The 22,949-nt window shown below is 75.3% G+C and carries 20 protein-coding genes; 13 read left to right on the forward strand and 7 right to left on the reverse strand.

Annotated features, from left to right (window positions below; translation table 11 throughout):
• Positions 1 to 289: 289 nt before the first annotated feature.
• Positions 290 to 2,020: a DNA polymerase/3'-5' exonuclease PolX gene (gene polX, locus ABT093_RS07065; RefSeq protein ID WP_350561269.1), complete on the reverse strand. Its 1,731-nt coding sequence runs from the start codon at positions 2,018 to 2,020 to the stop codon at positions 290 to 292.
• A gap of 321 nt (positions 2,021 to 2,341) precedes the next feature.
• On the opposite strand from polX, the gene ABT093_RS07070 reads away from it, so the two are divergent.
• From ABT093_RS07070 to ABT093_RS07080, 3 genes are all read left to right on the forward strand, one after another.
• Positions 2,342 to 3,217 (forward strand): histidine kinase, encoded by an 876-nt coding sequence (locus ABT093_RS07070; RefSeq protein WP_350561271.1) that lies wholly within the window; start codon positions 2,342 to 2,344, stop codon positions 3,215 to 3,217.
• A 70-nt stretch (positions 3,218 to 3,287) separates the two neighbouring features.
• Positions 3,288 to 3,920: an ArsR/SmtB family transcription factor gene (locus tag ABT093_RS07075; RefSeq protein WP_350561273.1), complete on the forward strand. Its 633-nt coding sequence runs from the start codon at positions 3,288 to 3,290 to the stop codon at positions 3,918 to 3,920.
• Entirely contained in the window at positions 3,917 to 5,314 is a 1,398-nt protein-coding gene (locus tag ABT093_RS07080; RefSeq protein WP_350561275.1) for an MFS transporter, read from the forward strand. Before ABT093_RS07075 ends, ABT093_RS07080 begins: the two co-directional genes overlap by 4 nt.
• Before the next feature lie 52 nt (positions 5,315 to 5,366).
• Here the strand turns inward: ABT093_RS07080 and ABT093_RS07085 are convergent, their stop codons facing one another.
• Positions 5,367 to 6,605, reverse strand: coding sequence for a serine hydrolase domain-containing protein (locus ABT093_RS07085; protein WP_350561277.1), 1,239 nt, complete (start codon positions 6,603 to 6,605; stop codon positions 5,367 to 5,369).
• A gap of 113 nt (positions 6,606 to 6,718) precedes the next feature.
• Between ABT093_RS07085 and ABT093_RS07090 the strand changes: the two genes are divergently transcribed.
• A complete protein-coding gene (locus ABT093_RS07090) occupies positions 6,719 to 7,873 on the forward strand; it encodes a sensor histidine kinase (protein WP_350561279.1) in 1,155 nt (384 codons plus the stop codon).
• On the forward strand, positions 7,861 to 8,505 hold the full coding sequence (locus tag ABT093_RS07095; RefSeq protein WP_350561281.1) for a LuxR C-terminal-related transcriptional regulator: 645 nt from the start codon (positions 7,861 to 7,863) through the stop codon (positions 8,503 to 8,505). Before ABT093_RS07090 ends, ABT093_RS07095 begins: the two co-directional genes overlap by 13 nt.
• A gap of 650 nt (positions 8,506 to 9,155) precedes the next feature.
• Here the strand turns inward: ABT093_RS07095 and ABT093_RS07100 are convergent.
• Both ABT093_RS07100 and ABT093_RS07105 read right to left on the reverse strand, forming a co-directional pair.
• Positions 9,156 to 9,821, reverse strand: a complete 666-nt coding sequence (locus ABT093_RS07100; protein ID WP_350561284.1) for a DUF6629 family protein — start codon at positions 9,819 to 9,821, stop codon at positions 9,156 to 9,158.
• A gap of 18 nt (positions 9,822 to 9,839) precedes the next feature.
• Entirely contained in the window at positions 9,840 to 10,856 is a 1,017-nt protein-coding gene (locus ABT093_RS07105; protein ID WP_350561286.1) for a DMT family transporter, read from the reverse strand.
• 370 nt (positions 10,857 to 11,226) lie between these two features.
• Between ABT093_RS07105 and ABT093_RS07110 the strand changes: the two genes are divergently transcribed.
• Positions 11,227 to 11,490, forward strand: a complete 264-nt coding sequence (locus ABT093_RS07110) for a dsRBD fold-containing protein (RefSeq protein ID WP_350561288.1) — start codon at positions 11,227 to 11,229, stop codon at positions 11,488 to 11,490.
• Positions 11,491 to 11,521: 31 nt separating this feature from the next.
• Here the strand turns inward: ABT093_RS07110 and ABT093_RS07115 are convergent, their stop codons facing one another.
• Together ABT093_RS07115 and ABT093_RS07120 are read right to left on the reverse strand one after the other, a co-directional pair.
• Entirely contained in the window at positions 11,522 to 12,304 is a 783-nt protein-coding gene (locus ABT093_RS07115) for an SDR family oxidoreductase (protein ID WP_350561290.1), read from the reverse strand.
• Between the two features lie 61 nt (positions 12,305 to 12,365).
• Positions 12,366 to 13,244, reverse strand: coding sequence for an alpha/beta fold hydrolase (locus ABT093_RS07120; RefSeq protein ID WP_350561292.1), 879 nt, complete (start codon positions 13,242 to 13,244; stop codon positions 12,366 to 12,368).
• A gap of 117 nt (positions 13,245 to 13,361) precedes the next feature.
• On the opposite strand from ABT093_RS07120, the gene ABT093_RS07125 reads away from it, so the two are divergent.
• Positions 13,362 to 13,796 carry a MarR family winged helix-turn-helix transcriptional regulator gene (locus ABT093_RS07125; RefSeq protein ID WP_350561570.1) on the forward strand — a complete coding sequence of 145 codons (435 nt, stop codon included), beginning with the start codon at positions 13,362 to 13,364 and terminating at the stop codon, positions 13,794 to 13,796.
• 26 nt (positions 13,797 to 13,822) lie between these two features.
• On the opposite strand, the gene ABT093_RS07130 is transcribed toward ABT093_RS07125, so the two are convergent.
• Positions 13,823 to 14,806 carry a hypothetical protein gene (locus ABT093_RS07130; protein ID WP_350561294.1) on the reverse strand — a complete coding sequence of 328 codons (984 nt, stop codon included), beginning with the start codon at positions 14,804 to 14,806 and terminating at the stop codon, positions 13,823 to 13,825.
• Positions 14,807 to 15,080: 274 nt separating this feature from the next.
• On the opposite strand from ABT093_RS07130, the gene ABT093_RS07135 reads away from it, so the two are divergent.
• From ABT093_RS07135 to ABT093_RS07160, 6 genes are all read left to right on the forward strand, one after another.
• On the forward strand, positions 15,081 to 16,667 hold the full coding sequence (locus tag ABT093_RS07135) for a DUF3604 domain-containing protein (RefSeq protein WP_350561296.1): 1,587 nt from the start codon (positions 15,081 to 15,083) through the stop codon (positions 16,665 to 16,667).
• Positions 16,668 to 16,744: 77 nt separating this feature from the next.
• Positions 16,745 to 17,575: a polysaccharide lyase family 20 protein gene (locus ABT093_RS07140; protein WP_350561298.1), complete on the forward strand. Its 831-nt coding sequence runs from the start codon at positions 16,745 to 16,747 to the stop codon at positions 17,573 to 17,575.
• A 53-nt stretch (positions 17,576 to 17,628) separates the two neighbouring features.
• Complete coding sequence (locus ABT093_RS07145) at positions 17,629 to 19,194, forward strand: ABC transporter substrate-binding protein (protein WP_350561300.1); 1,566 nt, start codon at positions 17,629 to 17,631, stop codon at positions 19,192 to 19,194.
• A 108-nt stretch (positions 19,195 to 19,302) separates the two neighbouring features.
• Positions 19,303 to 20,262: an ABC transporter permease gene (locus tag ABT093_RS07150; RefSeq protein WP_350561302.1), complete on the forward strand. Its 960-nt coding sequence runs from the start codon at positions 19,303 to 19,305 to the stop codon at positions 20,260 to 20,262.
• A complete protein-coding gene (locus ABT093_RS07155; RefSeq protein WP_350561304.1) occupies positions 20,259 to 21,113 on the forward strand; it encodes an ABC transporter permease in 855 nt (284 codons plus the stop codon). Before ABT093_RS07150 ends, ABT093_RS07155 begins: the two co-directional genes overlap by 4 nt.
• Positions 21,110 to 22,930: a dipeptide ABC transporter ATP-binding protein gene (locus tag ABT093_RS07160; RefSeq protein ID WP_350561306.1), complete on the forward strand. Its 1,821-nt coding sequence runs from the start codon at positions 21,110 to 21,112 to the stop codon at positions 22,928 to 22,930. Before ABT093_RS07155 ends, ABT093_RS07160 begins: the two co-directional genes overlap by 4 nt.
• Positions 22,931 to 22,949 lie beyond the last annotated feature (19 nt).

The raw sequence follows: 22,949 nt of genomic DNA on the forward strand, positions 1-22,949 counted from the left end.
GGCGTGATCGGGGCGGCGCGATCGGGGCGGACGGAACCTGCGGGGTCGAGATCGGCCTCCGGATCGCTCCTCCGGCCGTGTAGGTTCGATCGTCGACCGAGGTACCAGCGGCAGACCCTGATCCTTCTGGATCTGTCGCCACTGCCTCCTGCGGTCGAACTTCCTCTGACCCCGCAGGTCCACTTCCCATCATGCGCCGGTGACGGCGGATGCACCAGGGGGCTCCGGGAAGAATTCCCCACGAATGCGAAAAATCCCCTTCGATCGGACACCGGGTGCCCGGGGGGGGTCAGCCGCGCAGCGCGTCCTTGCGCAGGAACCGCTTCAGACGCTGCCACGTCCAGGTGTTGATCACGTCCTCGGTGGTCAGCCAGGCGCGCTGCGCCGTGCCGATCCCGTACCGGGGGTAGGCGAGGTGCGGGGTGGCGTGCGCGTCGCTGTCGATCGCGAACTTCACGCCGTGGCGCTTGGCCCGCAGCACGTCCTCGTCCCGCAGGTCGAGGCGCTGGGGCGAGCTGTTGATCTCGATCGCGGTGCCGGTCCGGGCGGCGGCCGCGAAGACGGCGTCGAGGTCGACGTCGATCGGCCCGCGCCGGCCGATCCGCCGGGTGGTGAGGTGGCCGATGACGTGGACGTGCGGGTTCTCGCAGGCCCGGATCAGCCGGCGGGTCTGGGCGTCGCGGTCGGCGCCGAAGTGGGAGTGGACGGAGGCCACGCAGACGTCGAACCCGGCGAGGAACCCGGCCGGCCAGTCCACCGTGCCGTCCGGTCCGATGTTCAGCTCGGTGCCGTGCAGCAGCCGCATCCGCCGGTGGCGTCCGGCCAGTTCGCGCAGCCGCTCCCGCTGGGCGAGCATCTTCTCGTCGGTCATCCGCTGCATCACCAGGTCGGGCGCGTGGTCGGTGACCGCGAAGTACGCGTAGCCGCGGGCGGCCGCGGTGTCGATCATCTCCTCCAGCGTGGCCAGCCCGTCGGTCAGGTCGGTGTGGGTGTGCAGGTCGCCGCGGAGGTCCTGCTCGGTCACCAGCTCCGGCAGCTCACCGCGCAGCGCGGCCTCGATCTCCCCGCGGTCCTCGCGCAGCGGCGGCGCGATCCAGGGCAGGCCGAGCGCCGCGTACACCTCCTCCTCGCTCTCCGAGACGACCTTCTCGCCGCCCTCCACCCGGAACAGCCCGTACTCGGAGAGCTTCAGCCCGGCCCGGACCGCCATCGTCCGCAGCTTGATGTTGTGCGCCTTCGAGCCGGTGAAGTACACCAGCGCCGCGCCCCAGTCCTCCTCGGGGACCACCCGCAGGTCCACCTGGACGCCGTCCGTGGTGCGCACCGAGGTCTTGGTCGGCCCGGTGCCGATCACCTCGGCCACGAAGGGGAGCCCGGCGAGCGCGGTCATCAGCGGCGCCGAGTCCTCGGCGGTGGCCAGCACGTCGATGTCGCCGACCGTCTCGCGCATCCGGCGCAGCGAGCCCGCGTACGCGCAGCGGGTGCACCCCGGGACGGCCCGCAGCGCCGTGACGAGCTGGTCGGCCAGCGCGGTGGCGGCGTCCAGCAGGGTCCGGCCGCCGGACTGCCGCATCAGCTCGATGCCGTGCAGGATCTTCTCGCCGCTGCGCTCGCCGAGGCCGGGCACCTCGCTCAGCCGGTCTTCGCGGATCGCCTCGGCGAGTTCCTCGACGGAGGCGATGCCGAGGTCGCGGTAGAGGGCGAGGGCGCGTTTCGGGCCGACGCCGGGGACGGACATCATCGCGCGGACCCCGGCCGGGATCCTGGCCCGGAGCTCCTCCAGCGCCCCGATCCGCCCGTCGGCGAGGTACTCGGCGATCTTCTCGGCGGTGGACCTGCCGACGCCCGGGATCTGCTGGAGCCCTTTGACGTCGAGGCCGTCGATGTCCTCGGGATGGCCGCCGACCGCCCGGGCGGCCTTCTCGTAGGCGCGGGCGCGGAAGGCGTCGCCACCGGTGATCGAGATCAGGTCGGCGTACTCCTGGAGCAGTTCCCTGACCTTGTCGTTGAGCCGGGCCATGGGGTCAGTCTAGGTTCGCCGGGCTGAACGGGCCGGGCTGAACAGGCCGGGCGGTCGAGGGCCGTTGGCCCGGTGCGTCGGTGGGCCGGCGGACGGGTTCGGGGGCGCACGGCGGAGGGCGCGCGCCGGTGCGGTGCTCCCGCCGGTCGGGGGGTGACGGCCCCGCTGGTCGGAGGGGTGGCAGTGGCTCCCGGGGCCCCGGGGCCGGATTGTCACCCGGGCGGCGGAAGCGCAGGCTTGGCGCAGGGCCGGGGAAGCGGCCCGCACCGGGCCGCCGCGGTGGCGGCGCGTCCGGTCCGTGCGGGACGAGGGGCAATGGCGATGGCAGGCGGAAGGCTCTGGGGCTACGTCGCGTCGGGCGCCCGGGCGCTGGGTGGGCTCGGCCCGCTCGGGCGGTCCGGGGCGCTGGCGGGCGCGCGGCTGCTCAAGGGCGTCGGCGGGGGCGGGCGGCCGGAAGCGGACGGGCGCGCGGGGGTGGTCGGCGGTGTGGCCGGGAGGCCGGGCGCGGGCGGGCCGGGGCGTCCCGGGCCCGGCGGCATGGCGGGGCCGCAGCTGTTGACCCGTCCGGAGCTGGAACGGTTGCGCTGGACGGACCGGGCCGGCGGCTGCGTGCCGGACGCGCGGCACGTGCAGCCGGCCGAGCTGGTGGGGCGGGTGCTGCGGGGCGGCGGGCGGGCGGCGACGGTGACCGCGCGGGTCCCGGTGGGGCTGCCGGTGGTGGTCGCGGACTCCGTACGGCTGGAGGCGGCGCTGGCCGGGCTGGTGGACCACGCGATCCGCCGCAATCCGCCGGGGGCCCGGGTCCTGGTGCGGGCCGATCCTTTGCCGGGGCCGGACGGCCGGTCCGGCGGGCGGCGCGGGTCGGGCGGCGGGGACGGGACGGCCGGGGCCGGGTCGTCGGGGGCGGGGTCGTCGGGGGCCGGGTTCGCTGCGTTCTTCGGCGGGTCGGATCCGTGGGGGGTGGAGCCGGCCCGGGTCGAGCTGCGGGTGGTGGACCGGGGCGCGTCCCAGCCGCCGGAGGCGCGGCGCTGGCTGTTCGGCGGGGCGGACGGCGCCGGGGGGTACGGCGGCGGGGCCGAGCGGATGGGGGCGTCGATGGCGGGCCTGGTCCGGGCGGCCGGGGGCCGGCTGATGGTCGAGCAGACGCCCGGCGGCGGGCTCACGGTGGTCGTGGTGCTGAGCGTGGCGCGGGACTGAGTTCGAATCCGCAAAGAGTTCTTCGCAAAAACCCTTTGCGAAGGATCCTTTGCGGTTCTATCGTGCTGCCATGACCGATGACCGAAGGTGGCCGCACAGTCCGGATCCGCAGACCGACGTCGTGATCGACGCCAAGGGGCTGCGGGCCCTGGCCCACCCCGTGCGCGTGCGGCTGATCGGGCTGCTGCGCAAGAACGGCCCGTCCACCGCCACCAGGCTGGCCGAGCAGCTGGGGCTGAACTCCGGCGCGACCAGCTACCACCTCCGCCAGCTGGCGGCCTCCGGCTTCGTCGCCGAGGACACCGAGCGCGGCAACGCCCGCGACCGCTGGTGGAAGGCGGTCCACCAGGTGACGTGGTGGACGGACACCGACCTCGCGGAGCAGGAGCCGGAGGCGGCGGCCGGCTATCTGCGCTCGATCGCGGCGGCGCACACCCTGACCACCCAGACGGCGCTCAACGCGTACGAGACCATGCCGGTGGAGTGGCGCCACGCGCTGGACCTCAGCGACATGGTGCTCCAGCTCACCCCGGCGGAGGCCCGGTCCCTGGCCGGGGAGCTGTCGGCGGTGATCGCCCGCTACCGCCGGGTCGATCCGGCGGCGCCCGGGCCGGAGGGCACGGACCGGGTGGCCGTGGTCGTCCAGGTGCTGCCCGAGCCGCAGCGCGGCGCGGCCGGTGACGAGCCGGCGGGGCGGTCATGACCGCCCGGGTCTCCGTCCCCTCACCGGCCGCGGAGGGCGTGCCCGCGCCGCGCAGCCTGCGGCCGCTGGCCGGCGTGCTCACGGCGATGGCCGTCTCGCTGACCGGGACGAGGGTGTCGGCGATCGCCCTGCCGTGGTTCGTGCTCGCCACCACCGGCAGCGCCACGATGACCGGTGTGGTCGCGTTCGTCGAAATGGCGCCCTACGTGCTGGTCAAGGCGCTCACCGGCCCGGTGGTCGACCGCCTCGGGCCGCGGACGGTCTCCTGGACCACGGACGCGGTGAGCGCCGTCGCGGCCGGCCTCGTGCCGCTGCTGCACGCCCTGGGGCTGCTGCCGTTCTGGCTGCTGCTGGTGATGGTCGCGGTGATCGGCGCCGCCCGCGGCCCGGGGGACCTCGCCAAGGAGGTCATGGTTCCCGAGGCTGCCGAGCTGGGCCGGATCCCGCTGGAGCGGGCCACCGGCCTGTCCGGGGTGACCGAGCGGCTGGCCACCACGGCCGGCCCGGCGGTCGGCGGCGGGCTGGTCGCCCTGCTCGGTCCGATGGCCGGTCTGACGGCCAATGCGATCGCCTTCGCGCTCGGCTCGCTGGTCATCGCCGTCGCCCTGCCGGCCGGGGCGGGCCGCGCCGCCGTACCGCCCCCGGCCGGCGCCGGCGAGGAGGAGCGGCCGGCCGGCTACTGGCAGCTGTTCCGGGAGGGCTTCGCCTTCCTGCGGCGCGACCCGCTGCTGATGACGATCATCGTGATGATCTCGGTGACCAACCTCCTGGACGTGGCGTTCGTGGCCGTACTGGTCCCCGTCTGGGCCCAGGAGACCGGTGGCGGCCCGGGCGCGATCGGCCTGACCGGGACGGTCTGGGGGGTCGCGGCGGTGGCCGGCAGCCTGATCGCGGCGGCGGTCGCCCACCGGCTGCCACGGCGCACGGTGTACTTCGTCGGCTTCCTGCTCACGGGGGCCCCGAGGTTCGTCGTGCTGGCCCTGGACGTGCCGATCAGCGTGGTGCTGGTGGTGTTCGTGGTGGGCGGCTTCGGTTCCGGGTTCATCAACCCGATCCTCGGCGCCGTCCTGTTCGAGCGGGTGCCGCGCCACCTGCTCGGGCGGGTCAACGCCCTGGGGGACTCGCTCGCCTGGGCCGGGATCCCGCTGGGCGGCCTGCTGGCCGGTGCGCTGGTGACGATGACGGGGCTGATACCGGTGCTGCTCGGGGCCGGCGCGCTGTACTTCGCCACCACGACCCTGTCCGGGCTGCGACCGGAGTGGCGGGAGATGGACCGCGAGCGCGGTCACGCCGGGGCGTCGCCCGCCCCGCCCGCGTCGCCCGCCTTGCCGGCGCCGTCTGCATCGCCGCCGCCCGCGCCGGTGCGCGCGGCGGCCGGAGAGCCGGCGGAGTGACGGCGCGGGGGCGCCGGGGCGGCCACGATCCGGTGGTCGGCCTGACGGCGCTTCAGTGCCGCCGGTCCTCGGTCGTCGCCGTCGTGCCCGCGCAGAGGGCGTCGTCGACCAGCCGGTTCTCGGCCTCGGCCACGCGCAGGACGGCGTCCTCGGAATCGGCGATGACGCCCGACAGGGAGACCGTGACGCTGCGCCGGCCGTCGCCGGTGACGCCGGTGGCGGTGATCCAGCCGGCGTCGCCGCCCTCGTGGCCCCAGTACACCCCGCCGCAGGTCAGTGGGCGCGAGAAGATCCCCAGCCCGTCCCGGGCGCCCGGCATGAACCGCTCGTACTGCTCGCTGATCTCCACCGTCCGGGTCATCAGCTCCAACTGCGCCGGGGCCAGGAGCCGGCCGCCGAGCAGGGCGCGGAAGAACCGGTTGAGATCGGCGGTGGTGGAGACGAGTCCGGCCTCGCCGTTGATGCCCGGGCCGACCTGCTCGGTGACGTCCACCGGCGGCTCGCCGGCCGCGAACCGCTGGTAGGTCCGGGCGTGCGGCCGGGGCAGGGCGGGCGAGCTGCCCGGCCGGAAGGTGTGGGCGAGGCCGAGGGGCCGGACGATCCGGTCCCGCACCTCCTCGTGCCAGGGGTGCCCGGTGGCCCGCTCGATGATCATGCCGAGCAGGACGTAGCCGGTGTTGGAGTAGCCCCAGGTCTTGTCGTCGGGCAGGAAGTCCGGGCGGTGCCGCATCGCCCGGGCGACGGTCTGCTCGGGTGTGGAGGTGTCGTACCGGTGCCGGGCGAAGTCCTCCGCCGAGGTGTAGTCCGGATAGTCGTCGTGGAGGCCGCCGGTGTGCTGGAGCAGATGGCGAACGGTGATCGCGCGGCCGTCGTTGCCGTTGCCGGAGACCGCACCGGGCAGCCACTGTTCGACCGGGTCGTCCAGGGAGAGCCGGTGCTCGCCGGTGAGTTGCAGGACGACGGTCGCCACGAACGCCTTGGTGACGCTGGCGATCCGGAAGTGGCCGTCCCCGGGGACCGGCCGTCGGGTCGTCGGATCGGCGACGCCGCTGGTGGCGGTCACGGTCCGGCCGTCGGCGATGGCCAGGCGGGCCTGGACTCCCGTCACGCCGAGCGCGGTGAGCGCGTCGGCGTCGCGCTGGAGCCGGAGGCGGAGCTGGGCGCGGTCGTCGTGCTGCGGGGCGGCCGTCGCGCCGGGAGCACCGGTGGAGAGGGCGCCGGCCGCGACGGCGGCCAGCGCCAGGCTCCACCGGCCGGTCCGCCGGGCGGGAGGAATCGGTGAACTCGTCATGGGTCCTGACGCTAGGTCCGGTCGGGGCGGGTGGGCGGTACCGCCCACGGGTGGGAAAAAGGGGTAGTGGGCTGTAGTGCCGGGCCCGGTCCCGATGGCCCAGACTTGTGCGGGTGAACGATCACGGGGCGGGCGGGCTTTCGGCGATGTGGCGTGCTCTGGGGTATCTCCTGGGAAGCCTGTGCGCCGCCGTGGTCGCCCTGGTCGCGTTACCCGTACTCCTCGTGCCGGGGCCGGCCCGCGCCTGGGCGTCCTGGCACCGCCGGCGCGCCGACCGGCTGCTGCTCGCCCCGGCCTCCGGCCCCGTCCGGGTCGGTGCGCGGCGGGTGCTCGGATGGCTGGCCGCCTGCACCGTGGGCAGTCTGGCGTTCGGCATCGTCATGGTGCTCTGTGCGGGCAACGCGGTGAGCACGGCCGTCACGGTGCCCCTGTGGTGGGCGTTGCCCGACGGCACCCGCGCGGGCGGTTTCGGCGCCGGTGTCCCGCTGTCGGGGTGGGGGACGGCGCTGACCCTGGGGACCGCCCAGGCGGTCCTGCTCGCCGCCCTGACCCGCTGGCTCGCGCCGCGGCTGGCCCGCCTGCACGCCCGGACCTGTGTCGCGCTGCTGTCCCCGTCGGCCGCCGAGCGGCTGGCGCGGCGGGTGGAGACGCTGACCGAGACGCGGGCCGGCGCGCTGAAGGCGCACGGCGCGGAACTCCGCCGGATCGAACGCGACCTGCACGACGGCACCCAGGCCCGGCTGGTGGCCATCGCGATGCGGCTGGGCGTGGCCCGCGAGCTGCTGGACGAGGACCCCGCGACGGTGGCCGGCCTCCTGGCGGAGGCGCAGGAGAACACCGAGGAGGCGATGGCGGAGCTCCGTGCGGTGATCCGGACGATCTACCCGCCGATCCTCGCGGACCGGGGCCTCGCCGGGGCGCTCTCCGCGCTGGGGTCCCGCTCGGCGATCGACACCACCCTCGACGTCGGCGCCCTCGGCACGGTCCCCGCCGCGGTCGAGGCGGTGGCCTACTTCGCGATCGCCGAGGCGCTCACCAACGCCGCCAAGCACAGCCGGGCCACCCGGACCACCGTGCGCGTGGCCCGTGAGGACGACCGGCTGTCGGTCGAGGTCACCGACGACGGGGTCGGCGGCGCCGACGAGTCGCAGGGCAGCGGCATCGCCGGAATCCGCCACCGGGCCCGGGCTCTCGACGGCACCGTCCACCTCCACAGCCCCGGCGGCGGCCCGACCACGATGAAGGTGAGCCTGCCGTGCGGGTCGTGATCGCCGAGGACAACGTCCTGTTGTCCAGCGGGCTGGAACTCCTTTTGACGGCCAAGGGCTTCGAGGTCGCCGCGATCACCCGGGACGCCCCCGGCTTCGTCGCCGCCGTCACCGAACACCGGCCGGACGTCGCCATCGTCGACGTCCGGCTGCCGCCGGGCTTCCGCGACGAGGGCATCCACGCCGCGATCCGCGCCCGCCGCGAGCACCCCGGCCTGCCCGTGCTCGTCCTTTCCCAGTACGTCGAGCAGCAGTACGCCGGCGAGCTGGTCTCCGACGGGCGCGGCGGCGTCGGCTACCTCCTCAAGGACCGGGTGAGCCGGGTGGGCGAGTTCGTCGACGCGCTGCGGCGGGTCGCCGCCGGCGGCACCGTCATGGACCCCGAGGTGATCGGGCAGCTCCTGACCCGCCCCGCGCACGACCCGACCGCCGTCCTCACCCCGCGCGAACGCGAGGTCCTCGCCCTGATGGCCGAGGGCAAGGACAACGCCACGATCGCGGCCCGGCTGGTGATCACCGACAACGCCGTCCACAAGCACATCGGCAACATCTTCGCCAAGCTCGGCCTCTCGCCGGCCGACAGCGGTCACCGCCGCGTCCTCGCCGTCCTCACCTATCTGAGCCGTCGCTGACGTCGATCAGCGGGCGGCGGCCGTCCGGTCCCGCCGCCCCGGGGGAGCCCTCCACGCGCCGGCCGACGCGGTCATGGAGGGGTTCGGGCTGATGCGCGCCGACACCGTCGGGGCACGGACCGACACGGTGCGGCGACCGCTCGGACGCGGCCCGGGGACGTGCGCGGACCGGTGTGCGCGCAACGCCGCCGCCTTCGCGGGCCGCGGCAGCCTGGGGCACGCGGCGGCCCCGAGCGACAAGGCGGTGGTGGAGACGCCCGCTACCCCGCTCCCGAACTCGATCACCGTCCTGGTGACCTTCGTCGGAGGGCCGGCCGACGGCCGGACCGAGTGTCCGCCGCTGTCCCGGTCGGCGGGTGGGCTCACCATCTCCGCCGTGACCCGTCGGGGCGATCCCGGGCCGCCCCCCAGCATCGTCGTGCGGTCGGCGAGGAAGACGACCGCCAGGTTCTCGTCGGAGCGTAGTGCCGGTCGCCCCAGGGCCTGGCCAGCTCCGCCGCCACCGCCTGCCCGCTCGCTTCGTCCCGGTGGTCGGTCCGCACGACCAGGGCGTCGAAGTCGTCGAGGCCGGTCACGGCGGGCAGCGTTCTCATGGACCCTTCCCCCTCGGCCTCGGCCGGTGATCCGTGCCGCGACCGGATTCCTGTGCGTCAGTCGCCCTCGCGGCGCTGACGCTCGGGGGCGGAGGTCCAGTGCAGGAGCAGGGCGGAGGCCAGGGCGGCGAGGGCGCACCAGGTGGAGATGTAGGCCAGCCGCCAGAGCAGGGCGCAGAGGAGGGCGGCGCCTGCGGTGAGCACGCCGAGGCGGCGCAGGACGCGGTCGCCGCTGAGCAGGAGGGCGCCGACGGTGGCCAGGAGGTAGCCCGCCAGGAGCAGGGCGGGGTGGGGGACGCCGATGCGGTAGTCGAGGGTGTGGGCGTGGGCGGTGGCGGCGACCGGGTGGGTGGCGACGGCGTGGGCCAGCGGCACGGCCACCAGGATGCCGAGGAGGACCAGCGCGGTGAGCAGCCGCCGCCGGGCGCGGCCCGCGTCGAGGGCCGCGCGGCGCACGCCGACCGGGACCAGGAGGGGGAGCAGGGGCAGGGCGATCACCGCCCAGGCCGTGCGGGCCCAAGTGGCCGGGCCGGCGGGCAGGTCGCCGTCGGCGCCGAGCCAGACCGCGGCCTCGATCAGCTGGTGCACGCCGAGGACGAGCGGGAGCGCGGCGAGCGGCAGGCGTTCCGGCCGGCCCGCCCGGTGGGTGCGGACCAGGCAGAGGACGCCGACGGCCGTCACCGCGCCGCCGACGACGAGGTCCGCCCGGGCACTCCAGCACATGGGGGCTCCTGCGGCCGGTCAGTCGGGGTCGGCGGGTCGGTCGCGGGGCCGGTCGTGGGTCCGTTCGCCGGGCGGGCCCTCGGCAGCCGCGTCGGCGTCCGCGTCGTCCGCGTCGTCGTCGGAGTCCTCGGCAGAGTCCTCGGCGGCGTTCTCCGGGACTTCGCCGGTGGACTCCAGGACGTCGCCGACGGTGCCGGGCAGGGCCGGGTGGCGGCCGATCACCACCACGCCGACCACGATCGCCACCAGCCCGGCCGCCTGCCAGGCCAGGGCGCCGGGGGTGACCCGGAGGCGGTCACCGAGGAACCCCACCGCGCAGGCGATCCCGGTGATCGGCTGGGCGGCCGTCAGCGCGGGCAGCGACATCCGCAGCGGCGCGGCCTCGAAGGCGCTCTGGACCAGCAGCAGCCCGACCACCCCCGCCGCCACCACCGCGTACGGCTGCCAGCTGCGCAGCACGGCCTGCAGCCCCTCGTGGTCGAGCCGCTGGGTGGTGGTGCGGGTGAGCGCGTCCTGGAGCCCGTAGAGCAGACCGGCGGCCAGGGCGAGCACCGTCGCCTCCTCGAACAGCGGCAGCCGGCGGGCCGTGGAGATCAGCAGCAGCGTCAGCCCGACCACCGTGCCGACGACCAGCCAGTGCCGCAGTTCGCCGGCCGGCGGGCCGCCGCCGCTAGGACGGCCCGCCACGATGAACGCCGTCACCCCGAGCGCCAGCAACAGCACCCCGGCCCAGCCGGAGCGGCCGAGCGTCTGGCGGGTGAGCACCCGCGCGAGCGCCATCGCGAAGATGAGGTTGGTGGCGAGCAGCGGTTCGACGAGCGAGACCTCGCCGTGGTTGAGGGCGAGCGCGGACAGGATCAGCCCGGTGATCATGAAACCGGTGCCGAGCAGCCACTGCGGCATCCGCAGCAGGTCCAGCAGCAGGCGCCAGTGCAGCAGGTCGGCACGCGGGGCCTGCTGCGCCGCGTGCTGCTGGAGGACGAATCCCAGACCCAGGAAGCAGGCGGCGCTCAGCGCCAGGATGAAGACCGCCACGGAGGAACCACCCGAGGGTTGTTGACCGCACCGCACCGCACCGCACCGCCGCCGGGCTCCGGGGACGGCGCCCCGGGCGGCTCCGGCCGCGCGGCCCGGTGGTCCGGAGCGGGGTGTCCCGCGGCATCGGCGCGTTGGGGTCAGCCTACCGCCGGGGTGGGGCGCCGACCCGTGGAGCGGCCCCGCCCGGCGGGTCGCGGGCGGTCGGGGCGGTGCGGTGACCGCGTCGCACGGGCGGCCCGCGCGGGGCCCGGTGCCCGGTTTGCCCCCGCCGTGCGGGGAGGCGCACGCTGGTGTGGGCGGACGCCGCGGAGCACCGCCCGTACCGGCCCGATCAGGCGCGACGGGGGCGGCGCCAGGAGGTGCGGCCATGCACAACCAGTGGGATGTGGAGCTGAGCTTCGAGGAGGACGGCGTCCACACCGGATGCCAGGCGAGGCTGACCGGAGCCCGGGCCCCGGGCCTCACCGCGCACGGGGAGTCGACCAGGAGCGTGGACGACCGCCCGCTCGCCAGGATCGGCGAGGAGGTCGCGGCCTCGCGCGCGCTGGAGGCGCTGTCCCGCAAGCTGCGGGCCCAGGCCGACGGGGAGATCGAGGACGAGGGGCACCGGCCGGGGTACCTGATCTACTGATCCGGCCGCGTGGTCGGCGCAGGCCGGCGGCTCAGCCGGCGAGACCGCCGTTGCTCTTCAGCAACTGGCCGTTGATCCACCGGCCCCGCGGTGAGCAGAGGAAGTCCACCAGGTCGGCGGTGTCCTGAGGGCTGCCCAGGCGCCCCAGGGGCGTCCGGCTCAGGACGTGGTCGCGGATGTCGTCGGACATCCAGCCGGTGTCGACCGGGCCCGGGTTGATCACGTTGGCGGTGATCCCGAGGTGGGCGAGTTCGTGGGCGGCGGCCAGGGTGATCCGGTCGAGCGCGCCCTTGCTGGCCCCGTAGGGCAGGTTGCCGACGGTGTGGTCGCTGGTGAGGGCGATCACCCGTCCGCTTCCCGGAGCGCCGGCGAAGCGACGGCCGAACTCCCGGATCAGCAGCCAGGTGGCACGCGCGTTGACGGCGAAGTGGCGGTCGAAGCTCTCCACGGTGGTGTCGAGCAGGCCTGAGTCCACCGACTCGCAGTGGCACATCACCAACGCGGTGACCGGGCCGAGCCTGCCCTGGGCCCGGTCGAAGACCCGCCCCGGCGCCTCGGGGTCGGCCAGGTCCGCCTCGACCGCGACGGTGTCGGCACCCCGTCCCTCCAGGGCCCCGGCGATGGTCGCCGCGGCGTCCGCCTCGACGCCCCAGGCCATGCGCGCGTCGTACGGCGTCCAGTAGGTGAAGGCGATGTTCCAGCCCGCCTCGGCCAGCCGGCGGGCGATTCCCGCGCCGATGCCGACGGACCGGCCCACGCCGGTCACCAGCGCGACCGGCCTCGCGGTGTCGAACGTCTTCTCGGCAGTCGTCACAGGAGGAGATCCTCCGGCCGGCCGCCCGGGAACGGCAACCCGGTTTTCCTCCGGTCCCGCGTCAGGGGTGGCCGGGTGCCAGAAAGGCGGTGAGGCGGCGGGTCACCTCGTCCGGGTGGGCCGTCAGCAGGGTGTGGTGGGAGGCGTCGGGCAGGACGGCGACCGAGGCGTCGGGCAGGGCCCGGCGGGCGCGGGCGGCGACGGCGCGGGCGTCGTGGGTGCGGCTCCGTTCGGCGAGCAGGACGAGGGTGGGGGCGGTCAGCGCGCGCAGCTCCGTCGCACCCGGGCGGGGGCCGGTGACGGGGCGGGCGGCGGGGAAGCCGGCGTAGCCGAGGGCGTAGAGCTCGCGCCAGGCCGGGTCGAGGCCGGTGCCGCCGGACTCCCAGTCGAGGTAGCCGCGGGCCTTGGCGGCGCGGCGCGGCGGGAGCAGCAGCGGCAGGGCGCGCAGCAGGTAGCGGGCGCGGTAGCCGGCGAAGCACCGGGTCGGGTCGAGCAGCGCGAGCCGCCGGACCCGGGCGGGGGCGCGCAGGGCGTAGCGCAGCGCGATCCACCCGCCGTAGGAGTGGCCGGCCAGGTCGGCGGCGGGCACGTCCAGTCCGTCGAGGACGGCGTCCAGCCAGCCGAGCAGGTCGGGCAGGCCGGCGAGGCGGGGGCGGTCGAGGGTGCTGCGGCCCGGATCGCCGACGAGGTCGACGGCGAGCAGTCGGTGGCCGGCTCCGGCGAGGCCGGCGGCGGTGGCGGACCAGCAGGTGGCGGTGGCGCCGCCGCCGTGCAGCAGGACGAGCGGGCGGCCGCCGCGCGGACCGCAGGCGTTGACCCGGGTGGCGCCGTACGGGGTGGGGACGGTGAGCGCCTCGACGGGGAGGGGCCAGCGGGAGAGGGCCTCGTCGTAGGCGGCGAGGAAGGCCTCCCGTGCGGGGGCGGCGGGGTGTGCGGACATAGTCTTCCCCCAGGGTTTGACGTACTCGCTCGGCGAGCATGTATCTCGCTCAGCGAGAGAATACGTCCAGGGGACCTTCGAGGGAAGGAGAATGCGGTGGAGCCGGAGCGGACGCCGATGCGGCTGGTCCATCTGCTGCGCGGGCTGACCGTCGAACTCGACCTGTTCGGCGCCGAGTTCGCCGCGCGCAACGGCCTGCACCCGACCGATCTGCGGGCGCTGATCCACCTGCTGGACGCCGCGCGGGCCGGGACGGTGGTCACGCCGGGGCGGCTGGGCGAGGCGCTGGGGCTGAACTCGGCGGGGACGACCGGCCTGGTCGACCGGCTGGAGCGGCTCGGGCTGATCCGGCGCGAGCGTGATCCGGGGGACCGCCGCAAGGTGCGGCTGCTGGTGGAGCACCGCGCGATCGAGCTCGGCGAGGGCTTCTTCGGCGGGCTGATCGCCGATCTGGTGGCCGCGATGGGCGCGTTCGGGGACGAGGAACTCGCGGTCGCGCGGCGGTTCCTGGAGGCGATGACCGGGGTGGTGGCCGCGGCCCGGGCGGAGTGAGGCGCTCCGCCCGGGCGGGGGAGGGGTTACGGGCGCAGGCCCGCGAACTCGTCGAGGACGGCGACCCGCAGTTCGTGGGCGCCGTCCGGGCGGGTCTGCTCGTAGTAGAGGTACCAGCGGCCCCGGGCCGCGACCACGTCGGCGTAGCGGACGTCCAGCCACGGGCCGTCCGGCGTCAGGCGGTGCCAGTGGCGCAGGTCGGTGGAGGCGGCGAGCCCGCAGCGCTCCTCGTAGTTGCCGGAGGCGTCGGCCGAGCCGTCGTAGAGCGCGAGCCAGCCGCCGGAGCCGTCGGGCAGGACGGCGGTGATCCGTGACTCGTAGCCGTCCCAGGCGGTGTCCGGGCCGACGTCCAGCACCTCGGCGGCGCGGCCGGGCGGTGCGGTGAACCGCAGGCCGTCGGTGGAGTCGGCGAGCGCGGTGGGCTGGACGGTCAGCCCGGTGGTGTGGATGTCGGCGGTGGCGTGGGCGCGGTCGCGTTCCTCGGCGGTGAAGCCGCGGGACCGCGAGACGGTGGCGAACATCCGCACGCCGCCGTCGTGTTCGAGCAGGTACGGGTCCTTGATGCCCTCGGTTCCGGTGCCTGCGGCGGTGAGGACCGGGGTGCGGGTGGCGAGGTCGAAGGCCTCGGGGGTGTCGGCGCGCAGGGCGTCGATCCGCCAGCGCCCGTCGGCCGGGTCGACGTAGCTGAGGTGGAGCAGGTACCCGCCGTCGCGGCGGAGCAGGGCGAAGCGCTCCATGGAGGGCGAGTCGAGGTCGGCGCGCTCCACCGACCAGAGGTCGCGGAACTCCACGCCGTCGCGGCTCTCGGCGACCGCGCAGCGCCAGCCCCGGTCCTGGCCGCCGGCGCCGCGCGGGCGGCGTTCGCGGTAGGTGAGCAGGAAGCGGTCGTGCTCGGGCTCGTAGCGCACGCCGGGGCAGCCGGCCCAGTAGCCGGGCTCGGGGCGTTCGGGGGCGCGGACCAGGGCGGAGCCGGAGAGGTCGGGCGCGGCGGGCGGGGTGGTGATCGGCATCGGTGGCGGGTCTTCCTCGCGGGGGTCGGGGCGGAATCTCGCCACTTTCTATCAGATCGATAGAAAGTGAGGGGGTCCCTTGGTGGGGTGCGGCTTCTCGCACCTCTGGACGCAAGCGGCACGTCACATGGAGTGATTCTGTGAATCGCATGTTTCCTCCTGTGGCGATCGGACGACGGCGCCCGGCGTGGCCTTGACCCTTCTCTCAAGATCGGGAAAGACTTCTTCTCAGAGTCGATCAAACAGAGAAAGAAACAGAGGAAGCCCGATCCCGATGACAGCCCCCACCACCGACGCACCCGGCTACGGCGGTCTCGGCCTCTACGTCGGCGACCTCCACAACCACTGCGGGATCAGCTACGGCCACGGCCCGATCGAGGACGCCTACGCCAACGCCCGCCTCCAGCTCGACTTCGCCAGTGTCACCGGCCACGGCTGGTGGCACGACCTGCCCGAGCGCACCCCCGAGCTGGCCGGCCTGGTCGACTACCACACCGAGGGCTTCGCCCGGCTCGCCGACCGCTGGGAGCACGTCCAGGAGGTCACCGCCGCCGCCCACGAGGACGGCCGCTTCGTCACCTTCCAGTCCTTCGAGTGGCACAGCCTCGCGTACGGCGACCACTGCGTGTACTTCGACGGCCCGCGCGGCGAGATCATCCGCGCCGCCGACCTGGAGGCCCTGCGCGTCCGGCTGCGCGCACTCGCCGCGGAGGGCGTGCGCACCTGGGCGATCCCGCACCACATCGGCTACGGCACCGGGCGGCGCGGCATCAACTGGGACGCGTACACCGAGGAGTTCGCCCCGGTGGTGGAGATGATGTCGATGCACGGCTGCGCCGAGTCCGACGAGGCGCCGCGCGGCTACCTGCACACCATGGGGCCGCGCGACACCGCCGGCACCGCCGTGCACGGGCTGCGGCTCGGCCACCGGTTCGGGCTGATCGGCTCCACCGACCACCACAGCGCCTTCCCCGGCAGCCACGGGCACGGCCGACTCGCCGTCTGGGCGCCCGAGCTGACCCGCCCGTCGGTCTGGGACGCGGTCCAGGCGCGCCGCACCTACGCGCTCACCGGCGACCGCATCCTGCTCGCGGCCTCGGTCAACGGCGTACCGATGGGCGGCGAGGCGCCGTCCGCCGACCGGCGCCGGATCCAGGTCACCGTGCGCGGCCGGGACGCCCTCGACCACGTCGAGCTGGTCCGCAACGGCGTGCCGCTGCACCGCGTCTCCCGCCACGAACTCCTCGCCGCCGCCGGGGGAGGGGCCGGCTTCGACGGCACCCTCGGCTTCGCGGTCGGCTGGGGGCGGCGCGAGGCGGCCGTGCGCTGGGACGTCACCCTGCGCGTCGAGGGCGGCGAACTGGCCGACGTACAGCCCCGGTTGCGCGGCTCCGAGACGGTGGCACCGGCCGAGTCCGAGCCCGCGGGCCACCGGCCGTCCGACTGGTGGCGCACCGGGCCGGGCGAGCTGCGGCTGCGCACCGTGACCGAGGGCAACCCGAACACCGTGACCGACGCCACCCAGGGCTTCTCGCTGGCGGTCACCGGCGACGACCGGACCAGGCTGACGGCGGTCGTCAACGGCGTCGAAACCTCGTACAGCGTCGGCGAGTTGCGAGAGGGGCCGCGGACCGGCTTCATCGGCGGCTTCGTCTCCGGCGCCTACCGTTTCGACCGGGCGGTGCCCGCCCGGGAGCTCACCGCCGAGCTCGACCTGGTCGACGAACGGCCGGGCGGGGACGGCGACTTCTACCACGTGCGGGTGCGGCAGCTGAACGACCAGTGGGCCTGGTCCAGCCCGACCTGGGTGGGCCGGGCGGGTGCCGGCGGACCGGCGGCCTCCTGTCGACGGGCCGGCTGACGCCTGCCAACCGTCGTCGGCCGGCCGCCCCGGTCACCGCCCACCGTTCCACCGGACCCGTACCGAGGAGTACCACCATGTCCGCCCGTATCCCCGCGCGCCGCACCGCCGGCACCGCGCTGGCCGCCGCCCTGCTGACCGGCACCCTCGCCGCCCCGGCGGCCGTCGCGAGCGCCGCCGCCGCCCCGGCCGCCAGCACCGTCGCCGCCCCGGCCGCCGCCGTGAGCGCCACCGCCGCCACCACCGTGTTCGCCGACGACTTCGAGTCCGGCACCGTCTCCCGCTGGACCCGCCAGCGCATCGACGGCAACGGCTCCATCACCGTCACCGGCGCGCCCGCCGGCGGCTCCGGCCTCGCCGCCCGGTTCGGCGTCCCCAACGACGGCGCCTCCTACCGCTCCGAGGTCGCCGTCAACGCCCTCGGCTGGGGCAGCTACCGCTTCGCCCTCGCCGACTACCTGCCCGCCGACTGGGTGCAGACCTCGACGGAGACCATCGTCGCCCAGTGGCACGGCTACCCGCTCGCCGACGGCAGCGACACCAAGCCGCCGATCGCGCTCACCGTCAAGGACGGCAACTGGCGCCTCAAGGTGCACTGGCTGACCGACCCGTCCACCGTCGCCGAGGCGGTGATCCCGCTCGGCGCCGTGCAGTTCGGCCACTGGAACCAGTGGGCGTTCGACATCACCTGGTCCACCGCCACCACGCCCGGCTCGATCACGGTGTACCGCGACGGCGTCCAGGTCGGCGCGCACAGCGGCCTCAACAACTACCACCAGAACCAGGCCCCGTACTTCAAGACCGGGATCTACCGCGCCAACTGGAACCCCGCCAAGGGCATCCCGTACCCGACCGGCGGGCCCGACGTGGTGCTCTGGAGCGACAGCGTGGTCGTCACCCAGTACTGAGCCGGCCGCCCCGGCCCTACCGAACCCCCCAACCACCAAGAGGTAGCAGCACCATGAGCGAAGCGGCCCGTCACCCCGGCCTGCCCCGAAGAGGCTTTCTCGGCCTGACCGCCGGAGCGGCCCTGCTGGCGGCGGGCTGCCGCTCGGCCACCGACCCGGACGCGGGCGCCGCCCCCGGCGGCACCGCCGCGCCGTCCGCGCCCGACCTGCAGATCGTCCACGGCAGCGCGCCCGACCCCACCCAGCTGCTGCACCGGGGCCCGGACACCCCGGCGTTCGTCAACCTCGTCCTGGACCGGCTGGTCGACCTCGACCCGGTGACCCTCCAGCCGGTGCCCTGGCTGGCCACCTCCTGGGAGTGGAGCGCCGATCGGCTGAAGCTGGTGCTCAAGCTGCGCGAGGACGTCACCTTCCACGACGGGCGCGCGCTGGAGGCCGACGACGTCGTCTTCTCGCTGGTCGGCGCCACCAAGACCTCGCAGGTCAAGCCGCTGCTGGAACGGCTCGCCGACATCCGGGCCACCGCCCGGGGCGAGGTCACCCTCACCCTCGCCAAGCCCACCAGCAACCTGTTCGACGCGCTCGCCTTCAACCCGGTCGTGGACGCGCGGACGTACGTCGAGGGGCGGGCCGGCGAGACCGTCAACGGCACCGGACCGTTCAGCTGGCAGTCCTTCAAGGGCGGCAACCAGCTCGACCTCGTCCGCAACGGGCGCTACTGGCAGAGCGGGCGCCCGCGCTTCGAGCGGATCACTGTCCGCTCGGTGACCAGCAGCCAGGCCGCGCTGTCCGCCCTGCAGTCCGGGCAGGGCCACCTGATCGGCGCCGTCCCCGGGCGCGACCTCAAGGTGCTGGCGGGCAACCCCGGCTTCACCGTGCAGTCCGCCAAGGCCTCCTACCAGCAGGCGTTCCTGGGCGTGAACGTCGCGTCCAAGCCCTTCGACGACCTGCGGGTCCGCCAGGCGCTGCAGTACGCGGTGGACCGCGAGCGGATCGTCGACCAGGTGTACGGCGGCCACGCCGAGGCGAGCAGCCTGCCCTGGCCGTCCAACACCCCCGGCGTGACTCCCGACCAGGTCACCCGCTACCGGCACGACCCGGAGAAGGCGCGCGGGCTGCTGCGCGAGGCCGGCGCGGAGGGCGCCCGGGTGCCGCTGACCGCCGCCAACTCGCCGGTCTTCAGCTCGCTCGTGGAGCTGGTCAAGTACGACCTGGAGCAGGCCGGCTTCGGCGTCGACGTGCAGCTGCTGGACAACGCCGCCATCCAGCCGAAGATCCAGCAGGGCACCCTGGAGGGCCTGTTCGTGGCCAACCACGGCATGGTCAGCGTCTCCCCGCTCAGCGGGATCACCGTCTCCGGGCCGCTGCAGGTCGGCAAGAACACCTCGCACGTCACCGACCCGGCCTACGCCGAACTCCAGGCGCGCGCCTTCGCGGCCGCCGACGAGCAGGCCCGGGCCGACGTCAACCACGAGCTGTCCGAGTACCTGCTCGCGCAGTCCTTCCACATCACCCTCGCGCACGCCTGGGAGACGTACGCCTTCGCCTCCACGGTGCGGGACGTGTCCACCAGCGCGCTGGGCTACCTCAAGCTGACCGACACCCGCCGGGACGCCTGAGCCACCCCCGGGCCACCGCCCTCCGCCGACCGCCGTCCCCGGACGCCCCCCACCGCCCGGGGACGGCGACCTCCGCACGCCGCCCCGCCCACCCCCCGGAGAACCCCCGTGCCGTACTGGACCAGAAAGGCCGCCGGAGCCCTGGCCACCCTCTGGCTCGCCTCGGTGGCCGTCTTCCTGCTGCTCCGCCTGGCCCCCGGCGACCCGGTCTCCGCCGCGCTCGGCGCCGAGGCCGACCAGGAGCAGCGCGACCACCTCGGCCGCCAGCTCGGCGTGGACCGCCCGCTGCCCGCCCAGTACCTCGGCTGGCTGGGCGGCCTGCTCGGCGGCGACCCCGGGCTCTCCTTCCACTACCGCGAACCGGTCACCCGGATGATCGGCCAGAGCCTCGGCTCCACCCTCCAACTCGCCTTCTCCGCAGGCCTGCTGATGCTCGTGCTCGGGCTGCTGCTGGGCGCCGCGCTGGCCGCCGAGCGGCGCGGGCGGCTGGCCCGGGCGCTCGACCCGCTCACGACCGCCGTCCTCGCCCTGCCGGTGTACGTCACGGCCGTGCTCTTCGTCTTCGTCTTCGCCGTGCTGCTGCGCGTGCTGCCGGCCGGCGGCGAGAAGGACCTGTTCGCGGCGCCGGACCTGGCCGTGCAGTACCTGGTGCTGCCCGCCGTCGCGCTCGCCCTGCCCGGCTCGGTGGTGCTCGCCCGGCTGCTCGCCACCGAGCTCCGGCGCACCCGGCAGGAGGAGTTCGTGCTCACCGCGATCGCCAAGGGCGCCCCGCCCCGGCGGATCCTGCTGCGGCACGTGCTGCCCAACAGCCTCGCCCCGTTCTGCGTCGAGTTCGGGCTCAACCTGGGCGAGCTGCTCGGCGGCGCCGTCGTCGCCGAGCAGCTGTTCGCCCGGCACGGCCTGGGACAGCTGCTGCTCGACGCGATCAACCAGCGGGACTACCCCGTCGCACAGACCCTGATCATGCTCGCGGTCGCGGTGGCCGTCACCGTGCAGCTCGGCTCCGAGCTGCTGGTCGCCCGGCTGGACCCGCGGATCGCCCGCGCCGGCACCGGGGAGGCCCGATGAGCACCACCGCCGCCAACAGCCCAGGGGCCGGACGCCGCCGGTGGCCCGCCCTGCCCGCCGCGCTGCGCGGCCGGCGCGGCCGGACCGGGGCGCTGCTGGTCGCCCTGGTGGTGCTGCTCGGGCTGCTCGGCCCGCTGCTGCTCTCCGCCGACCCCTACCAGCAGAGCCGCGAGGCACTGGCCGGGCCGTCCTGGGACCACCCGCTCGGCACCGACGAGGTCGGCCGCGACCTGCTGGCCCGCGCGCTCCACGGGGTCCGGATCGAACTGCTGGTCTGCCTGCTGGCCGTCCCCGCCGCCGCCGTGCTCGGCACCCTGCTCGGGCTGCTCGGCGGGCTGAACCGGCTGCTCGGCGAGGCCGTTCAGCGTCTGTTCGACCTGCTGCTCGGCTTCCACGGACTGCTGCTGGGCCTGACCATCGCGCTGATCGTCCACCCCGGCCTCGGCAGCGTCGTCGTCACCGTGGTGCTCAGCGCGCTGCCCGCCTTCGGCCGGCAGGCCCGCGCCGCCCTGCTCGCCCAGCTCGCCCGCGACCACGTGGTGGCCGCCCGGGTGCTCGGCGTGCCGCGCGCCCGCACCCTGCGCCGGTACGTGCTGCCCAACGTCACCGACGCCGCCACCGCGCTGCTGGCCGTGGCGATGGCGCACGCCGCCAAGATCGAGGGCGGCCTGAGCGTGCTCGGCTTCGGCATCCAGCCGCCCACCCCCTCGCTCGGCACGATGATCAACACCGGCAGCAAGTACCTCTTCCTGCACCCCGGTTACGCCCTCGCGCCGGTGCTGCTGCTGGGCCTGCTGGTGTTCGGACTGACCCTGCTCGCCGACTCGTTCAACCGGGAGAAGCTGCGGTGACCGCGCCGACCGAGACCGCCCGCGCCGCCCTGTCCGGCGCGCCCGCCACCCCGCCCCTGCTGGAGGTGGCCGGGCTGCGCGTCACCGCCGGGGCCCACGAGGTGGTGCACGGCGTCGACTTCACCCTGAGCCCCGGCGAGATCCTCGGCCTGGTCGGCGAGTCCGGATCCGGCAAGACGCTCAGCGCGCTCGCCGTGAACCGGATGCTCCCGCCCGGCTGCCGGACCACCGCCGGGACCGTCCGCCTGGACGGCACCGACCTGCTCGCCCTGCCCGAGCCCGCCGTACGGGCCGTGCGGGGCCGGCGGATCGGCATGGTCTTCCAGGACCCGCTGGCCTACCTCAACCCCCGGATGCCGATCGGCCGCCAACTGGCCGAGGCCGCCCTGGTGCACGGCGCGAGCCGCACCGACGCCCGGGCCCGCGCGCTCGAACTCCTCGACCTGGTCGGCATCCCCGAGCCCGCCCGCCGCTACCGCGACCGCCCGCACGAGTTCTCCGGCGGCATGCGCCAGCGGGTGCTGATCGCCATGGCGATGGCCAACCGGCCCGATCTGCTGATCGCCGACGAGCCGACCACCGCCCTCGACCCCACCACCCAGGCCGACATCCTGGACCTGCTCGTCCGGCTGCGCGACGAGACCGGCACCGCCGTCCTGCTGATCACCCACGACCTCGGCGTGGTCGCCCGCACCTGCGACACCGTCCAGGTGATGTACGCCGGACGGATCGTCGAACGCGCCCCGGTGAAGCGGCTGCTGGCCGAGCCGCGGCACCGCTACACGGCCGGGCTGCTGGCCGCCGTGCCCCGGCTGGACGGCCCCCGCGGCCGACCGCTCGCCGTGATCGGCGGCCGCCCGCCCGCCGCCGGGGAGCCGCTGCCGGGCTGCGCGTTCGCACCGCGCTGCGCCGCGGCCGTGGAACGGTGCGCGACCGAGGCACCCGGGTGGGTGGAGCGGCGCGAGCCGGCGGGGGAGCGCGGGTTCGCCTGCCACGTCCCGGTGGCGGCGGGGGAGGAACCGGCGGTCCCGGACGCCCCGGCGGAGCACGGGGCGTCGGCACCGAACGGCGCCCCTGAGCCGGTACTGGTCGCCGAGGACCTGACCGTCCGCTACGGACGGCGCGGCGCGCCCGCGCTCGACGGCGTCGGCCTGAGCGCCGGGCCGGGACGGGCCGTCGGGGTGATCGGCGAGTCCGGCTCCGGCAAGTCGACGCTGGCCCGCGCCCTGCTCGGACTGCTGCGCCCGCGCTCCGGCACCGTCCGGGTCGGCGGCCGGTCCTGGGACGCGGCCACCCCGGCTGAGGAGCGCGCGCTGCGCCGCCGGGTCCAGTTCGTCTTCCAGGACCCGTACGCCTCGCTCAGCCCCCGGATGACCGTCCGCGAGGCGCTCGCCGAGCCGCTGCTCGCCCACGGGCTGCCGCTCGGACGGATCGAGGAGCTTCTCGAACTCGTCGGCCTGCCGGAGGAGTTGCTGGACGCCCTGCCGCACCGGCTGTCCGGCGGCCAGCGCCAGCGGGTGGCGATCGCCCGGGCGCTCGCCGTCGGCCCCGAGGTACTGGTGGCCGACGAGCCCACCTCCGCGCTGGACGTCTCGGTGCAGGCGCAGATCCTCAACCTGCTGATCGACCTGCGCCGGCGCACCGGCGTCGGCCTGGTGTTCATCTCGCATGACCTCGCGCTGGTCCGTCACCTCTGTGACGAGGTACTGGTGATGCGGCACGGCCGGGTGGTCGAACGGGCCACCGCCGAGCGGCTGTTCAGCGCGCCCGAGCACCCGTACACCCGTCAGCTGCTGGCCGCCGCCGGGCAGCACTGAGACCCCGCTCCACCGACCC

It is taken from the genome of Kitasatospora sp. NPDC002551, from assembly GCF_040296005.1.
Taxonomy (GTDB): domain Bacteria; phylum Actinomycetota; class Actinomycetes; order Streptomycetales; family Streptomycetaceae; genus Kitasatospora.

Excerpts from the sequence above, each read along its gene's own strand:
- polX (WP_350561269.1), bottom strand. The coding sequence starts at position 2,020 with ATGGCCCGGCTCAACGACAAGGTCAGGGAACTGCTCCAGGAGTACGCC.
- ABT093_RS07070 (WP_350561271.1), top strand. The coding sequence starts at position 2,342 with ATGGCAGGCGGAAGGCTCTGGGGCTACGTCGCGTCGGGCGCCCGGGCG.
- ABT093_RS07075 (WP_350561273.1), top strand. The coding sequence starts at position 3,288 with ATGACCGATGACCGAAGGTGGCCGCACAGTCCGGATCCGCAGACCGAC.
- ABT093_RS07080 (WP_350561275.1), top strand. The coding sequence starts at position 3,917 with ATGACCGCCCGGGTCTCCGTCCCCTCACCGGCCGCGGAGGGCGTGCCC.
- ABT093_RS07085 (WP_350561277.1), bottom strand. The coding sequence starts at position 6,605 with ATGACGAGTTCACCGATTCCTCCCGCCCGGCGGACCGGCCGGTGGAGC.
- ABT093_RS07100 (WP_350561284.1), bottom strand. The coding sequence starts at position 9,821 with ATGTGCTGGAGTGCCCGGGCGGACCTCGTCGTCGGCGGCGCGGTGACG.
- ABT093_RS07110 (WP_350561288.1), top strand. The coding sequence starts at position 11,227 with ATGCACAACCAGTGGGATGTGGAGCTGAGCTTCGAGGAGGACGGCGTC.
- ABT093_RS07120 (WP_350561292.1), bottom strand. The coding sequence starts at position 13,244 with ATGTCCGCACACCCCGCCGCCCCCGCACGGGAGGCCTTCCTCGCCGCC.
- ABT093_RS07125 (WP_350561570.1), top strand. The coding sequence starts at position 13,362 with ATGCGGCTGGTCCATCTGCTGCGCGGGCTGACCGTCGAACTCGACCTG.
- ABT093_RS07130 (WP_350561294.1), bottom strand. The coding sequence starts at position 14,806 with ATGCCGATCACCACCCCGCCCGCCGCGCCCGACCTCTCCGGCTCCGCC.
- ABT093_RS07135 (WP_350561296.1), top strand. The coding sequence starts at position 15,081 with ATGACAGCCCCCACCACCGACGCACCCGGCTACGGCGGTCTCGGCCTC.
- ABT093_RS07140 (WP_350561298.1), top strand. The coding sequence starts at position 16,745 with ATGTCCGCCCGTATCCCCGCGCGCCGCACCGCCGGCACCGCGCTGGCC.
- ABT093_RS07145 (WP_350561300.1), top strand. The coding sequence starts at position 17,629 with ATGAGCGAAGCGGCCCGTCACCCCGGCCTGCCCCGAAGAGGCTTTCTC.
- ABT093_RS07155 (WP_350561304.1), top strand. The coding sequence starts at position 20,259 with ATGAGCACCACCGCCGCCAACAGCCCAGGGGCCGGACGCCGCCGGTGG.